General features: G+C 69.5%; 12 protein-coding genes. 6 read left to right on the top strand and 6 right to left on the bottom strand.

Annotated elements, in window-relative coordinates; translation table 11 throughout:
* Positions 1 to 242: 242 nt before the first annotated feature.
* Positions 243 to 3782, bottom strand: coding sequence for a DNA polymerase III subunit alpha (gene dnaE, locus OG819_RS23740; RefSeq protein ID WP_266651100.1), 3540 nt, complete (start codon positions 3780 to 3782; stop codon positions 243 to 245).
* A 299-nt stretch (positions 3783 to 4081) separates the two neighbouring features.
* Here dnaE and OG819_RS23735 point away from each other — a divergent pair, with 299 nt between their 5' ends.
* The 3 genes from OG819_RS23735 to OG819_RS23725 all read left to right on the top strand — a co-directional run bounded on the left by OG819_RS23735 (position 4082) and on the right by OG819_RS23725 (position 7167).
* On the top strand, positions 4082 to 5425 hold the full coding sequence (locus OG819_RS23735) for a DUF2252 domain-containing protein (RefSeq protein WP_266414909.1): 1344 nt from the start codon (positions 4082 to 4084) through the stop codon (positions 5423 to 5425).
* 109 nt (positions 5426 to 5534) lie between these two features.
* Positions 5535 to 6221, top strand: a complete 687-nt coding sequence (locus OG819_RS23730; RefSeq protein ID WP_266624071.1) for a hypothetical protein — start codon at positions 5535 to 5537, stop codon at positions 6219 to 6221.
* Between the two features lie 94 nt (positions 6222 to 6315).
* Positions 6316 to 7167 carry a thioredoxin domain-containing protein gene (locus tag OG819_RS23725; RefSeq protein WP_266651099.1) on the top strand — a complete coding sequence of 284 codons (852 nt, stop codon included), beginning with the start codon at positions 6316 to 6318 and terminating at the stop codon, positions 7165 to 7167.
* A 54-nt stretch (positions 7168 to 7221) separates the two neighbouring features.
* Here OG819_RS23725 and OG819_RS23720 read toward each other — a convergent pair whose 3' ends face one another.
* Positions 7222 to 7392 (bottom strand): hypothetical protein, encoded by a 171-nt coding sequence (locus OG819_RS23720; RefSeq protein ID WP_266624074.1) that lies wholly within the window; start codon positions 7390 to 7392, stop codon positions 7222 to 7224.
* A gap of 71 nt (positions 7393 to 7463) precedes the next feature.
* On the opposite strand from OG819_RS23720, the gene OG819_RS23715 reads away from it, so the two are divergent.
* Entirely contained in the window at positions 7464 to 8354 is an 891-nt protein-coding gene (locus OG819_RS23715; RefSeq protein ID WP_266624075.1) for an NAD(P)H-binding protein, read from the top strand.
* Between the two features lie 167 nt (positions 8355 to 8521).
* A complete protein-coding gene (locus OG819_RS23710; RefSeq protein WP_266651098.1) occupies positions 8522 to 10189 on the top strand; it encodes an alkaline phosphatase D family protein in 1668 nt (555 codons plus the stop codon).
* A 46-nt stretch (positions 10190 to 10235) separates the two neighbouring features.
* On the opposite strand, the gene OG819_RS23705 is transcribed toward OG819_RS23710, so the two are convergent.
* Positions 10236 to 10805: a dienelactone hydrolase family protein gene (locus OG819_RS23705; RefSeq protein WP_266582036.1), complete on the bottom strand. Its 570-nt coding sequence runs from the start codon at positions 10803 to 10805 to the stop codon at positions 10236 to 10238.
* 99 nt (positions 10806 to 10904) lie between these two features.
* On the opposite strand from OG819_RS23705, the gene OG819_RS23700 reads away from it, so the two are divergent.
* Entirely contained in the window at positions 10905 to 12056 is a 1152-nt protein-coding gene (locus tag OG819_RS23700) for a mechanosensitive ion channel domain-containing protein (RefSeq protein ID WP_266651097.1), read from the top strand.
* 187 nt (positions 12057 to 12243) lie between these two features.
* Here the strand turns inward: OG819_RS23700 and OG819_RS23695 are convergent, their stop codons facing one another.
* The 3 genes from OG819_RS23695 to OG819_RS23685 all read right to left on the bottom strand — a co-directional run bounded on the left by OG819_RS23695 (position 12244) and on the right by OG819_RS23685 (position 15368).
* Positions 12244 to 13830 carry a Na+/H+ antiporter gene (locus tag OG819_RS23695; RefSeq protein ID WP_266624079.1) on the bottom strand — a complete coding sequence of 529 codons (1587 nt, stop codon included), beginning with the start codon at positions 13828 to 13830 and terminating at the stop codon, positions 12244 to 12246.
* Positions 13831 to 13938: 108 nt separating this feature from the next.
* Positions 13939 to 14427 (bottom strand): GNAT family N-acetyltransferase, encoded by a 489-nt coding sequence (locus tag OG819_RS23690; RefSeq protein ID WP_266651096.1) that lies wholly within the window; start codon positions 14425 to 14427, stop codon positions 13939 to 13941.
* The gene (locus tag OG819_RS23685) at positions 14424 to 15368 is read right to left on the bottom strand and encodes an RluA family pseudouridine synthase (protein WP_266624083.1); all 945 of its coding nucleotides are present in this window, start codon (positions 15366 to 15368) and stop codon (positions 14424 to 14426) included. Before OG819_RS23685 ends, OG819_RS23690 begins: the two co-directional genes overlap by 4 nt.
* Between the last annotated feature and the right edge of the window lie 116 nt (positions 15369 to 15484).

Below are 15484 nucleotides of genomic sequence, written 5' to 3'. Positions count from 1 at the left end.
TAAGGGCCGTTGAAGCCCAGGCATACACCGAGGGGCGCATCCGACAACGGATGCGCCCCTCTTTTCTAGGGCTCGGTTCGCCTCCGGGGCGCTACAGCGGTGTCGAGAGCCCGACCATGCTCGACCCTCTTTCGTCGGGCCTCCGCGCTCCCCCACTCTCGGCTTCGCTCGAGCGGGGGGACCCCCATGCGCTCTCGACACCGGCGCGCCCCTTCGGCTCACTCGCCGTGGGTTGCCGTGCCTCAGCCCGCCAGGCAGGACGGGCCCAGCAGCACCTTCAAGTCACCGAAGAGCGCCGGATCCGGCTTCACCCGGTGCCGGTCGAGCCGCAGCACCGTGGTCTTGCGCGGGCCCTGGAGCCTGATGCGGACCTCACTCTCGCCCTTGTGGTGGCTGAGGATCTCGCCGAGGCGGCTCACCATCGGCGGGGTGACCTTCAGCGCAGGGATGGTGAGGATCACGGGCGCGTTGGTGCCCGCGTTCGACAGGTCGGGGACCTGGAGCTCCATCGCGACCAGCCGCGGCACGTCCTCACGCTTGTCGAGGCGTCCCTTGACGAAGACGACGGCGTCCTCGACGAGTTGGGTCGACACCAGCTGGTACGTCGCCGGGAAGAACATGCACTCGATGGAACCGGCCAGGTCCTCCACCGTGGCGATCGCCCAGGCGTTGCCCTGCTTGGTCATCTTGCGCTGCAGGCCCGAGATGATGCCGCCGATGGTGACGACCGCGCCGTCCGCGTGCTCACCTCCGGTGAGCTGCGAGATACCCGCGTCGGCCTTGTCGGAGAGGACGTGCTCCAGGCCGAAGAGGGGGTGGTCGGAGACGTACAGACCGAGCATCTCCCGCTCCTGGGCGAGCAGATAGGCCTTGTCCCACTCGTCGGTCGTGAACTCGACGTCGAGTCCGAAGCCGGGCTCGCTGGTCTCCTCCTCGCCCATCCCGCCGAAGAGGTCGAACTGGCCCTCGGCCTCCTTGCGCTTGACCTGCACCACGTTGTCGATCATCGGCTCGAACTGCGCAGTAAGGCCCTTGCGGGTGTGCCCCATCGTGTCGAAGGCGCCCGCCTTGATCAGCGATTCCGTGGTGCGCTTGTTGCAGGCGACGGCCTCGACCTTGTCGAGGTAGTCCGGGAAGGAGGCGTACTTCCCCTTGGCCTTGCGGCTCTTGATGATCGACTCGACGACGTTCGTACCGACGTTACGGACGGCGGAGAGGCCGAAGAGGATCACGTCGTCGCCCTGCGCGGCGAAGTTCTGCTCCGACTCGTTGACGTTGGGCGGGAGCACCTTGATGCCCATGCGCCGACACTCGTTCAGATAGATCGCGGACTTGTCCTTGTCGTCCTTGACCGAGGTGAGCAGGCCCGCCATGTACTCGGCCGGGTAGTTCGCCTTGAGGTACGCGGTCCAGTACGAGACCAGGCCGTACGCGGCCGAGTGGGCCTTGTTGAAGGCGTAGCCGGCGAAGGGCACCAGGACGTCCCACAGGGCCCGGATGGCCTCGTCGCTGTAGCCGTTCTTCTGGGCGCCGGCCTGGAAGATGGTGAAGTTCTTCGCCAGCTCCTCGGGCTTCTTCTTGCCCATCACGCGGCGGAGGATGTCGGCCTCGCCGAGCGAGTACCCAGCGATGATCTGGGCGGCCTTCTGCACCTGCTCCTGGTAGACGATCAGGCCGTAGGTGACGGCCAGGACCTCCTGGAGGGGCTCCTCCAGCTCCTTGTGGATCGGCGTGATCTCCTGCAGGCCGTTCTTACGGAGCGCGTAGTTCGTGTGCGAGTCCATGCCCATCGGGCCGGGACGGTAGAGCGCCGAGACGGCGGAGATGTCTTCGAAGTTGTCGGGCTTCATCAGGCGCAGCAGCGAGCGCATGGGGCCGCCGTCGAACTGGAAGACGCCGAGGGTCTCACCGCGCTGGAGGAGTTCGAAGGTCGTCGGATCGTCGAGCGGGAGGGCCAGCAGGTCGAGGTCGACGCCCTTGTTGGACTTCACCATCTTGACGGCGTCGTCCATGATCGTCAGGTTGCGCAGGCCGAGGAAGTCCATCTTCAGCAGGCCGAGCGACTCGCACTGCGGGTAGTCCCACTGCGTGATGGTCACGCCGTCCGTGTGCCGTACCCAGACCGGCGCGTGGTCGACGATGGGCTCGCTGGACATGATGACGCCGGCGGCGTGCACGCCCATCTGCCGGACCAGGCCCTCGACGCCCTTGGCGGTGTCGATGACCTTCTTCACGTCCGGCTCGTTCTCGTACATCGCCCGGATCTCGCCGGCCTCGCTGTAGCGCGGGTGCGAGGAGTCGGTGATGCCGCTGAGGTCGATGCCCTTGCCGAGGACGTCGGCGGGCATCGCCTTGGTGAGGCGGTCGCCCATGGCGTACGGGTAGCCCAGGACGCGCGCGGAGTCCTTGATGGCGTTCTTCGCCTTGATCTTTCCGTAGGTGCCGATCATGGCGACCTTGTCGGCGCCGTACTTCTCGGTCACGTACCTGATCACTTCGACGCGCCTGCGCTCGTCGAAGTCGATGTCGACGTCGGGCATGGAGACGCGCTCGGGGTTCAGGAACCGCTCGAAGATCAGACCGTGCGGGATCGGGTCGAGGTCGGTGATGCCCATGGCGTACGCGACGATCGAACCGGCCGCCGAGCCACGGCCGGGGCCCACCGCGATGCCCTGCTTCTTGGCCCACATGATGAAGTCGGCGACGACGAGGAAGTACCCCGGGAACCCCATCTGGATGATGACGTCCATCTCGTACTCGACCTGCTTCTGGCGGTCCTCGGGGACGCCGCCGGGGAAGCGGCGCTCCATGCCGAGCCGGACTTCCTCCTTGAACCAGGTGACCTCGGTGAAGCCGTCCGGGATGTCGAACTTCGGCATGAGGTTCTTCGCCTCGAACATGCCGGAGGTGTCGATCTGCTCGGCCACCAGGAGGGTGTTGGCGCAGCCCTGCTGCCAGGCGTCCGAGGAGTCGACGGCGTACATCTCGTCCGTGGACTTCAGGTAGTAGCCGGTGCCGTCGAAGCGGAAGCGGTCCGGGTCGGAGAGGTTCTTGCCGGTCTGGATGCACAGCAGGGCGTCGTGGGCTGTCGCCTCGTGCGCGTACGTGTAGTGCGAGTCGTTCGTCACCAGGGGCGGGATGCCGAGCTTCTTGCCGATGTCCAGGAGTCCGTCGCGGACCCGGCGCTCGATCTCGATGCCGTGGTCCATCAGCTCCAGGAAGTAGCGGTCCTTGCCGAAGATGTCCTGGTACTCGGAGGCCGCCTTCAAGGCCTCGTCGTACTGGCCCAGGCGCAGACGGGTCTGGAGCTCGCCGGAGGGGCAGCCCGTGGAGGCGATGAGCCCCTCGGACCACTGGGAGATGGTCTCCTTGTCCATGCGGGGCCACTTCTGCAGCCAGCCCTCGGCGTACGCGTCCGAGGAGAGCCGGAAGAGGTTGTGCAGGCCCGTCCGGTTGGCCGCCCAGATCGTCTTGTGGGTGTAACCACCCGAACCGGACACGTCGTCGCGCTTCTGGTGGGGCTGACCCCACTGGATCTTGCGCTTGTTGCGCCGGGACTCGGGGGCGACGTACGCCTCGATGCCGATGATCGGCGTGACGCCCGCCTTCTTCGCCGTGTGGAAGAAGTCGTACGCCCCGTGAAGGTTGCCATGGTCACTCATGGCGATGTGCGTCATGCCCATCTCATTGCAGGCGTTGAACATGTCCTTGAGCCGCGCGGCACCGTCCAGCAGCGAGTACTGGGTGTGGACGTGCAGGTGCGTGAACGGCGGCTTTGACACGGCTTCGGCCTCCAAGAAGAACAATTGTCGACAGGCTGCGGACAGTCTGGGGGGACAGCGTCGAAGTCTATGACGCGGGACTGACACTCGAGACGAACACTGTGGCGCGAAGCGCCTCGATGAGGGGGGTGGCCGGGTGACGGGCGGGACGGCGACCCGTACCTTCGTGCGGGGCGTACCGGCGCGCGGGCACTCCCGCGTACCTTCGTCCGTTGGGACAGGACGGAAGCAACCGTCCCGGCGGACGGACACGTCCTTCCCTCATGTCACGCACCACCTGCACCAGGAGGCACCCAGCGATGTCGGTCCCGCAGCTCAGCGCCGAGCAACGCGGCGAGCAGATCCTCGCCGTCTTCGACACCGCCTTCGGCGAGCTCCTGGCCGCCGACCCGGCCGCGTTCCGCGTCAAGTTCCGCAAGATGGCGGCCTCCGCCTTCGCGTTCTACCGGGGCACGGCGGGCCTCTTCTACCACGACCTCACCGCCGACATCGGGTTCGGGTCGAAGCGCGGCGGACCGTATCTGGACGAGCGCACCTCGCGCGTCTGGATCCACGGCGACCTGCACGCCGAGAACTTCGGCACGTACATGGACGCCAACGGCCGCCTGATCTTCAACGTGAACGACTTCGACGAGGCGTACGTCGGCCCCTTCACCTGGGACCTCAAGCGCTTCGCCGCCTCCGTGGCCCTCGTCGGGTACGCGAAGGCGCTCAGCGACGACCAGATCACCGAGCTGGTCAAGGTGTACGCGGCCGCCTACCGCGAGCGCATCCACGCCTTGGCCACCGGCGCCAAGAGCGACGAGGTGCCGCCCTTCACGCTGGACACCGCCGAGGGCCCGCTCCTGGACGCGCTGCGTGACGCCCGCTCGCTGACCCGCTTCGGGCTGCTCGACTCGATGACCGAGATCCGAGACTTCGAGCGCCGCTTCGCGCCCGGCGGCGGCTCCATCGAGCTCGACGCGGCCACCCGCTACAAGGTGCTCGCGGCCTTCGACGGCTACCTGGAGACGCTCCCGGAGTCCTCCCTGACCCGCCCGGACTCCTACCGGGTGAAGGACGTCGTCGGCCGCCGCGGCATCGGCATCGGCTCGGCCGGTCTGCCCTCGTACAACATCCTTCTGGAGGGCAACAGCGACGCCCTGGAGAACGATGTGGTGATCTACATCAAGCAGGCCCAGACCCCGGCCGTCTCCCGGCACATCACGGACCCCTCGATCCGCGAGTACTTCCAGCACGAGGGCCACCGCACGGTGATCTCCCAGCGCGCCCTGCAGGCACACGCCGACCCGTGGCTGGGCTGGACCGAGCTGGACGGCGCGGGCCAGCTCGTCGCCGAGGTCTCGCCGTACGCGGTGGACCTGGACTGGGGCGACATCGACGACCCGGAGGAGATCGCCTCGGTCGTCGCCGACCTCGGCCGGGCCACGGCCACCATGCACGCCGCGGCCGACGACGAGAGCGGCCACTCGGAGCTGGTCCCGTTCTCCACCGAGCGGGCCATCGACGCGGCGATCGCCGCCGACGAGGACGGCTTCGCGGGCCTCCTGGTGGACTTCGCGCACAGCTACGGCGCACGCGCACGTGCCGATCACCAGATCTTCGTCGACCTGTTCCGCAACGGCCGGATCCCGGGCCTGTAGGCACCCCTGACGGCTGGGCATCCCTGACGACGGACTCACAACGCTCCCGTAACGCATAGGAACCCTTTAGGGGGCCCTTACGGGAGCCCGTGGGACACTCGGCTCCGCTATGGACATATCCGGGACCCAGCTCAGAGCCGTGCGCGCGGCACTGTTCACGGCTGTCGTCGTGACACTCTCCACCGCGTCGCACGTGCTGCTGTCCCGGGTCGCCCTGCCGCTGGGCACGGTGGCGGCGGTCGCCGCCACCGTCTTCGTCCTCGCGTACGCGCTGGCGGGCCGCGAACGCGGCTTCGGCCGGATCGCCGCCCTGCTCATCCCGCTGGAGCTGGCCGCGGACACCGTGTTCACCACGGGCCAGCACGTCTGTTACGGCAGGGCGGGCGGTCCCGTCGCGGGTCCGCTGCGCTCGGTCGGCTTCGACGTGCTGTGCGGCGGCAGCGTGGGCACCCCGCTGGCCCGCGTGACCGGCGGCAGCGGCGACCGCGCCGCGGCCCTGCTCGCTCATGCCGACCCGGCCGCCGCCTGGCTGCTGCTCGCCGCCCATGTCACCGTCGGGCTGCTCGCGGCCACCTGGCTGCGCCGCGGCGAGCGCGCCCTGGACCAGTTGCTGCGCGCGGTGGCCGCGGCCACCTTCCGGCCCCTGCTGATCGCGGTCGCCGCGGTGACCGTACGGCTCGCCCCGGTGCGCCGGCTGCCGCGCCGCCCCGCACGCCGGAGCACCGGCGCCCGCACCCGCCTGTTCGTGCACTCCCTGGGACGGCGTGGACCGCCGCTCTCGGCTGCTTTCGCCTGAGCCATCGCTTCCGCGCGACAGCCCCTGAGCACCAGCAGTCCCCCCTACGTATCCCGCGTACGACGTATGCGCGTCCCCCATGGAGATCACCAACATGAGCAAGCGAAACAGCCTGGCGGCGAAGTCGGCGGCCCGAGAAAAGCTGCGCCTCGAACGCGAGCGCCAGGCCAAGCGCGACAAGGTCAAGCGCCAGGCCATCGTGGCCGGCTCCCTCGTCGCCGTCCTCGCGATAGCCGGCGGCATCGGCTACGCGGTCGTGCAGAACAACAAGCCGAGCTACTGGGAGTCCGCCGCCAAGGACGCCAAGATCGTCGCACCGGCCAACACCACCGGCACGAACGGCACGACCGTCATGCTCGGCAAGAGCACCGCGACGAAGACCCTCAAGCTGTACGAGGACCCGCGCTGCCCGATCTGCGCCCAGTTCGAGCAGACCGTCGGCTCCACCGTGAAGACGGACCTCGACAGCGGCAAGTTCAAGATCCAGTACATCGGCGGTACGTTCCTCGACGGCGACTCCGACAAGAACGGGAAGATCACGATCGGCTCCCGCGGCGAAGGCTCCAAGAACGCGATGAGCGCTCTGGGCGCCGCGCTGAATGTGAGCCCGGAAGCCTTCCTGGAGTACAAGACCGCCCTCTACTCGTCGAAGTACCACCCCGACGAGACGGTCGACAAGTTCAAGAGCGACGACTACCTGATCAAGGTCGCGAACACGGTCGGCACCCTGAAGAACAACACGAAGTTCCAGAACGCCGTCAAGAACGGCACGTACGACGCCTGGGCGCTGGCGATGTCGGAGACGTTCAACACGAACAAGGACGGCGTCAATGGCACGCCGAGCCTGGTGATGGACGGCAAGAAGCTCACCGGCTCCGACGGCCAGAGCGCGCCCATGACGGTCGCCGACTTCAACACGGCGATCAGCACGGCGCTCAAGGCCTAGTAATGCATCGGTCCTAGAGAGTTTCCCGAAGCGCAGCCCGTCGGCCGGCACCCGTCACAGGGTCCGGCCGGCGGGCTTTTTCCGCGCCGCCGAGAACTCCTGCGCGACCGGGCACGTACGTTTTCGCGAGGGCCGGGCGCACCGCAGGGTCACGCCCTTGCGGTTGCCGTAACCGACGGTCCGGATGAGGCTGGACTCGGACAGGACCGTGAAGTGGTGGGTCATGGTGGACCTGCCGGCCGGGCCTCGGAAGCAGGGGTTCCGCGATCGGCCGCGACGCCGGACGGAGGGAACCCATGGTTGAGGGAAACCACGCCACGGTGGCGGTCACGGGGGTGACCGGGGCGCTGGGCAGCCGGATCGCGGCCCGGCTCGCCGACCGTGGCGTCCCCCAGCTCCTCGTCGGACGCGACCCCGACCGCATACCCGAACTGCCGGGCGCCCAGCGGCGCGGTCCGGCCGCCTACGGCGACGCCCCGGCCATGCGCAGGGCGCTCGAGGGTGCGTCGACCCTCATCCTGGTCTCCGGACACCGCACGGGGCGCCGGCTGGAGGAACACGCCACCGCCGTCGAGGCCGCGATCGCGGTGGGCGTGGACCGGGTCCTTTATGTGTCCCTCGTCGGCGCTTCGCCCGTCGCCACCTACCTCAACGCCCGCGACCAGTGGGAGACCGAACAGTTCCTGGCGGGGGCCGGGGTCCGCCACACGGTGCTCCGGGCGGGCTTCTACACGTCGACGCCGGCCGCCCTCGCCGACGAGGAGTTCGTCGTGAGGGGCCCCGCGAGCACCGGCCGGGCCGCCTTCGTCACCCACGAGGACATCACCGACGTGATCACGGCCGTCGCCCTCGACGAGGGTCCCCGCTCCGAGCACGACGGCGCGATCCTCGAGATCACCGGGCCCGAGGCGCTGACCCTCGACGAAGCGGTCACCCGGATCGCCGCGGCCACCGGCCGGCCCTACCGCTTCGAACCCGAGACCTTCGAGGAAGCCTTCGCGCGGCGATTCCGATTGGGCATGAGCGGGGAACAGATCGAGACCTGGATCTCCTGGTTCCAGGCGATCGAGAAGGGCGAGGTCTCCGTGGTCACCGACGTCGTCCCCCGGCTCACCGGGTCACCGGCGACCCCGATCTCGGACGCGGCCTGGTGGCCCGAGCCGAAGACAGCACGCGGTACCCGCTGAGGACCCCTTCCACATCCTTGTTCATTACGCGGATCCGGTTGCGGCATTAGGAACTTCCCGACCGCTTTCCGGCCGGTCCGGCAGCGACTCGAACGAGCCGTGAAGGGCGGGCGAACATTTCCCGGTTCGCCCGCCCGTCGCTGTACCGATCGGTAACCTGATCGCTCGTGACCAGTCGTCTCAGATCATCCGACTCCTCGGGCGCCGTCAACTCCCGCGCCCCGCGCCGCCGTACGGTCGTCAAGGCCGCGGCCGCCACCGCCGTCCTCGCCGCCCCGCTCGCGGCGTCGCTTCCGGCCCGCGCCGCCGAGGCGCCCACCTTCCTGCACGGCGTCGCCTCCGGCGACCCGCTGCCGGACGGCATCCTGCTGTGGACCCGGGTGACGCCCACCTCCGCGGCGATACCCGGCTCCGGCGTCGGCCCGGACACCGAGGTCAGCTGGACCGTCGCCAAGGACAAGGCGTTCACCTCGATCGTCGCCAAGGGCTCCCTCACCGCGACGGCCGCCTCCGACCACACCGTGAAGGCGGACATCCGCGGCCTGGAACCGGCCACCGACTACTGGTTCCGCTTCTCCTCGGGCGGCACCGACTCGCCCGTCGCGCGCACCCGCACCGCCCCGGCCGCCGACGCCGCGGTGACGGGCCTGCGCTTCGGCGTGGTCACCTGCGCCAACTGGGAGGCCGGCTACTTCTCCCCGTACCGTCACCTCGCCGCGCGCGGCGACCTGGACGCCTGGCTGCACCTGGGCGACTACATCTACGAGTACAAGTCCGGCGAGTACGCGGCGCGCGGCACGGTCGTCCGGCCGCACTCCCCCGCGAACGAGATCATCACCCTCGCCGACTACCGCACCCGGCACGGCCGTTACAAGACCGACCCGGACCTCCAGGCCCTGCACCACAAGGCGCCGGTCGTGGCGATCTGGGACGACCACGAGTTCGCCGACAACGCCTGGTCGGGCGGCGCGGTCAACCACACCGAGGGTGCCGAGGGCACCTGGACGGCACGTCAGGCCGCCGCGAAGCAGGCCTACTTCGAGTGGATGCCGGTGCGCCCGGCGATCGAGGGCACCACCTACCGCCGACTGCGCTTCGGCAAGCTCGCCGACCTCTCCCTCCTCGACCTTCGGTCCTTCCGCTCCCAGCAGGCGTCCACGGGCAGCGGCACGGTCGACGACCCGGACCGTACGATCACGGGCCGGGCCCAACTCGACTGGCTGAAGGCCGGACTGAAGGCGTCCGACACCACCTGGCGGCTGGTCGGCAACTCGGTGATGATCGCGCCCTTCGCGATCGGCTCGCTCTCCGCCGACCTGCTGAAGCCGCTCGCCAAGCTGCTCGGCCTGCCGCAGGACGGCATCGCCCTCAACACCGACCAGTGGGACGGCTACACGGACGACCGCCGCGAACTGCTGGCGCACCTGCGCTCCAACGCCATCCGCAACACGGTCTTCCTGACCGGCGACATCCACATGTCGTGGGCCAACGACGTGCCCATGGACGCCGGTACCTACCCGCTGTCCGCGTCCGCCGCCACGGAGTTCGTCATCACCTCGATGACCTCCGACAACCTCGACGACATCGTCAAGGTCCCCGAGGGCACCGTGTCCGCGATCGCCTCGCCGATCATCCGCGCCGCGAACCGGCACGTCCACTGGGTCGACACCGACCGCCACGGCTACGGCGTCCTGGACATCACCGCCGACCGCGCGCAGATGGACTACTACGTGGTCTCCGACCGCACCAGCCCGAACGCCACGTCGTCCTGGGCCCGTTCCTACCGCACGCCCAGCGGCACACAGAAGGTGGAGCGGACGTACGACCCGGTGTGACACCCGTAGCGGCGCCGGACGGGCCCTACGGGCTGCCGGTCGGGGCCTACAGGCTGTCGAGGAAGCCGAGCGCCACCTTCCAGGTGGCCTCGGCCGCCTCCGCGTCGTAGTCGGGCAGGTCGGGGTCGGTGTAGAGGTGCCCGGCTCCCGCGTACCGGTAGATCTCCACGTCCGCCCCCGCCCGCTGCATCTGCAGATACCAGGCACTCAGCCAGTCGTCCGTCTCGAACGCGTCGGGCTCGGCGACGTGCAGCTGGACCGGCAGTTCATCCACCGACGCGCTCTCGGCGATGTCCGACGTGCCGTGCAGGAGCAGCAGCCCACGGGCCTTCTCGTCGCCGAGCGCCAGGGTCTGCGCGATGGAGGCGCCGAGCGAGAATCCCGCGTACACCAGGCCACGCTCGGAATAGGGAGCGGCGGCCAGGACGGCGCGTCTGAGCAACTCCTCCTTGCCGATCCCGTCGTTGAAGGCCATGCCCTCCTCCACGGTCTCGAAGGTGCGTCCCTCGAAGAGGTCCGGCGTCCACACCTCGTGCCCCGCGGCACGCAGCCGGTCGGCCGCCGCGCGCACCGCGGGCCGCAGCCCGTAGGTCGAGTGAAAGAGCATGATGTTCATGCGCTCCATGGTGCCAGCCAGGACTGACAACGCCGGATCGAGACCCAGAGACCCGGGCGACATGTTCAGGGCGGCCCCTGGCCGGTTACGGTCTCAGGCATGGAGAACGTACTGCGTCCCCTGATCGTCGTCGGTGGCTCGGTCGTGCTCACGCTGCTCATCGGGTGGGCCGTGGACCGCGTACTGCGCAAGGCCGACGCCCGGCACCAGGAAAACTCCCTGTGGGGCCTGCTGCGTCGCGCACGCGTCCCCTTCCAGCTCGTGCTGTTCGCCGCCCTGCTGCGCGGCTCGTACGACCAGGCGGAGCTGCTCGTGGAACACCGGGTCGGCGTCGGCCGCACCCTGACCCTGATCCTCATCGGGTCCGCCGCATGGCTCGTGATCCGCATCGCGACAGCGATCGTCGAGACCTCCTACACCCGCTACGCCAACGCCCACCGCGACCCGGCGCGGGTCCGCCGGGTGCGCACACAAGTGACGCTGATCCAACGGGTGGTGTCCGCGATCGTCACCGTGATGGCCGTCGCCTCGATGCTGCTCACCTTCCCCGCGATGCGCGCGGCCGGTGCCTCACTGCTGGCCTCGGCCGGCATCCTCGGCATCGTCGCCGGTGTCGCCGCCCAGTCCACCCTGGCGAATCTCTTCGCCGGGCTGCAGATCGCCTTCGGCGACATGGTGCGCCTCGGTGACACGGTCGTGGTGGACGGCGAGTGGGGCACCGTCGAAGAGATCACACTGACGTTCCTGACGGTACGCACGTGGGACGAACGCCGGATCACGATGCCGGTGTCGTACTTCACTTCCAAGCCCTTCGAGAACTGGTCCCGTGGCACCCCCCAGATGACCGGCATCGTCTTCTTCCACCTCGACCACTCGGCGCCGGTGGAGGCGATGCGCGAGCGGCTCCGCGACATCCTGCGGGAGTGCCCGGCCTGGGACGGCCGCGACTACGGCCTCGCCGTCACCGACTCCACCCCCAACACCATGCAGGTGCGCGCCCTGGTCACCGCGAAGGACGCGGACGACATCTGGACGGTACGGGTCACGGTGCGCGAGCGCATGATCCGCTGGCTGACCGACGTACACCCCTACGCCCTCCCCCGCGTCAACACGGCCGAGGCGATCCTGCCCCTGGGCCGGTCCGACGGCCACCCCCGCCGCCCGGCCCACGACGACACCGACGCCGCGGTGACCGCCCCGACAACCCCCCACACCCCCGACCCCCCACGAACGGGCCCAGGCCGAGGCTGATCCCCTCCAGCCCCCCACCACCCGCAGGCCGCAGGCCGCAGGCCGCAGGCCGCGCAGCGTATCCGCCTGCCTCTCCCCGCAGTCGCCGACGGCGAGTCACCCCCACAGGCGACGGTCACTTGTCAGCGGGGTGGAAACGGGCGGTGCGCGGGCGGGAGAACAGGCCCGGCCCAGGCCCAGTGCAACGTCACCGCAAGCTGCGGACGTCCAAATGCCTCAACACCCGGTCCACGATCTCCGGATCCGCCCCCGGCTCACTCCGCGCCGACAACACCTCATGCCGCGCCGCACTCAACATCTCCCCCTGAATCCGCCGCATCCGCTTGATCCGCCGAACCCGCTGCTCATGCGCCTCCCTCCGCTCCTCGTCCCCCAGATCCGGACTGATCCGCGTCCCGATGTCGAAGGCCCGCCGCAACAGCTGCTCGGAGACCTCCTCCGGCAGCTCCTCCACCTCCTCGATCTCCTTGAGCCTCCGCTTCGCCGCCTTCGCGGCCCGCACCGCCAGCTCCTTCTCGAACGCCTTCTCGACATCCTCGTCGGCCCGCACCCCGAGCCTGCGCACCAGCCACGGCAGCGTGAGCCCCTGCAGCACCAGCGTCGCCATGATCACCCCGAACGCGATGAAGACGATCTCGTCCCGGTCGGGAAACGGCGACCCGTCGTCCATCCTCAGCGGAATGGCCAGCGCGAGGGCCACGGACGCGACCCCCCGCATCCCCGACCACCACATGATCACGGTCTCCCGCCACGAGGTCGGGATCTCCTCGTCGTAGTCCCGCTTCGCGTGCAGCCGCTTCGTCAGCCACGTCGCCGGCATCAGATACGCCAGCCGTACGAGCACCACGACGGCGACGATCGCGGCGGCCCACCCCGACATCTCCGCCCACCGCCCCGACGCCGTCCTGATCGCGTTGTGCAGCTCGAGCCCGATCAGCCCGAACGCGACCCCGGTGACGAGCGTGTCCACCACGTCCCAGAACGTGTGGCCGGCGAGCCGCGTCACGACGTCGTCGGCGTCGGTGGCGTACTCAGCGAGGAACAGCGCGGTGGTGAGCACGGCGAGCACCCCGGACCCGTGCAGCTCCTCCGCCAGGACGTACGACGCGAAGGGCACCAGCAGCGTCATCCCGATCTGCAGCGTGGCGTCTCCGAGCAGCGACATCAGCTTGTTCGCCGCCCATCCCAGCGCCAGCCCGACGGCGACCGCGACCACGGCGGACAGCACGAGGTCCAGCCCGGCCCGCCACGGCGAGAAGGTGCCACTCACCGCGGCGGCGATCGCGACGTGGTAGAGCACGATGGCCGTCACGTCGTTGAAGAGCCCCTCGCCCTCCAGGATCGACACCAGTCGACGCGGCAGCCCGAGTTGCCCCGCGACAGCGGTGGCGGCGACCGGGTCGGGCGGCGCCACCAGCGCGCCCAGGGCGACGGCGGCGGCGATCGGCAGCCCCGGCACGATGGCATTGGCGACGAAGGCCACAGCCGCCGTGGTGACGAACACCAGCGCCACGGCCAGCAGGAAGATCGGCCGTTTGTTGGCGGCGAACTGTCTCCACGAGGTGCGCCGCACCGAGGCGTACAGCAGCGGCGGCAGCAGCGCGGGCAGGATCAGGTCAGGCGGGATGTCCACGTTGGGCACGAAGTCCAGCACGGCCAGCACGATCCCGAGGAGCGTCATCAGCACGGGCGCCGGCAGCCCGAACCGGTCCCCCACCGGGACGCTCACCAAGGCCCCGAGCAGCAGCACGAACAACAGGGCCAACTGATCCACGGTCAGCGCTCCGGCGAGGTCTAGCCGATCAAGGAAGAGCCACACCCCAAGCGTGCCACGCGCCTACGACAATGCCCTTCCGGCAATCTCTGTGCGACGAACCCCGTCTCACAGAGCCTTGCGCATCGACCGGTGGTCGATCCCGGCGTCGAGGAACTCCTCGCCGTACGCCACGTACCCGAGCCGCTCGTAGAACCCCAGCGCCTGCGTCTGCGCGTGCAGATCCACCGCGGCGAGCCCACGCGCGCGTGCCGCGTCCTCGATGGCCCCCACGAGGGCGACGCCGACGCCGAGCCCGCGCGCCGCCTTCGTCACGGCGAGCCGCCCGAGCGAGCCGACCGTCAGGTCGCCGTCGGTCTTCGCGGCCGCCTCCGGGCCGTACAGGAGCCGCCCGGTGCCCAGCGGCACCCCGTCCTCGCGGATCGCCAGCACATGCAGGGCACCGGCGTCGTAGGCGTCGTACTCGATGTCCTCGGGGACGCCCTGTTCGCCGACGAAGACCTCCTTGCGCACCGCGAAGCACGCCTCGCGGTCCGCGGCGTCCTCGGCCACCCGCACGACGTAGGGGCCGCCCCGGCCCCCGTCCGAGCCGCTCACGCGTTGCTCTCCTCACGCACCTTGTCGAGCGCCTTCTGCAGGTCCTCGGGGTAGTCGCTCTCGAACTCCGCCCACTGCCCGTCCCCGGGGTGCTCGAAGCCGAGCCGCACCGCGTGCAGCCACTGCCGGGTCAGGCCGAGCCGCTTGGCGATCGTCGGGTCCGCGCCGTAGGTCAGGTCGCCCACGCAGGGGTGCCGGTGGGCCGCCATGTGGACACGGATCTGATGGGTGCGGCCGGTCTCCAGCTTGATGTCGAGCAGGCTGGCCGCGCGGAACGCCTCGATCAGGTCGTAGTGCGTGACGGACGGCTTGCCCTCGGCCGTCACCGCCCACTTGTAGTCGTGGTTGGGGTGGCGGCCGATGGGCGCGTCGATGGTGCCGCTCATCGGGTCGGGGTGCCCCTGGACCAGCGCGTTGTACCGCTTGTCGACCGTGCGTTCCTTGAACTGCCGCTTCAGCGAGGTGTACGCGCGCTCCGACTTGGCCACGACCATCAGCCCGGAGGTACCGACGTCCAGCCGGTGCACGATGCCCTGCCGCTCGGCGGCACCCGAGGTCGAGATCCGGTATCCGGCCGCCGCGAGGCCGCCGATCACCGTCGGACCGCTCCAGCCGGGGCTCGGGTGGGCGGCCACACCGACCGGCTTGATGATCACGACGATGTCGTCGTCGTCGTGCACGATCTCCATGCCCTCGACGGGCTCGGCGACGATCTGCACGGGAGCGGGAGCCTGCGGCATCTCCACTTCCAGCCAGGCGCCGCCGTGCACCCGCTCGGACTTGCCGACCACCGAGCCGTCGACCGTGACCTTCCCCGCCGCGGCAAGCTCGGCGGCCTTCGTGCGGGAGAAGCCGAACATGCGAGAGATGACGGCGTCTACGCGCTCGCCCTCCAGGCCGTCGGGCACGGGCAGGTTACGGATCTCGGGAATCGTGCTCACCCGTCGAGTATGCCGGACGGGTCGGACACCGCCGGACCACCGCCCGAACAACAGTGCCCTTGGACCTGCTTTCCCGACGTCCGTCCGGACGTCCTCCGTACGACGATCCGTGCAGG

Source organism: Streptomyces sp. NBC_01549 (assembly GCF_026339955.1).
Taxonomy (GTDB): domain Bacteria; phylum Actinomycetota; class Actinomycetes; order Streptomycetales; family Streptomycetaceae; genus Streptomyces.
This window is presented reverse-complemented; position numbering and strand designations above follow the sequence as displayed.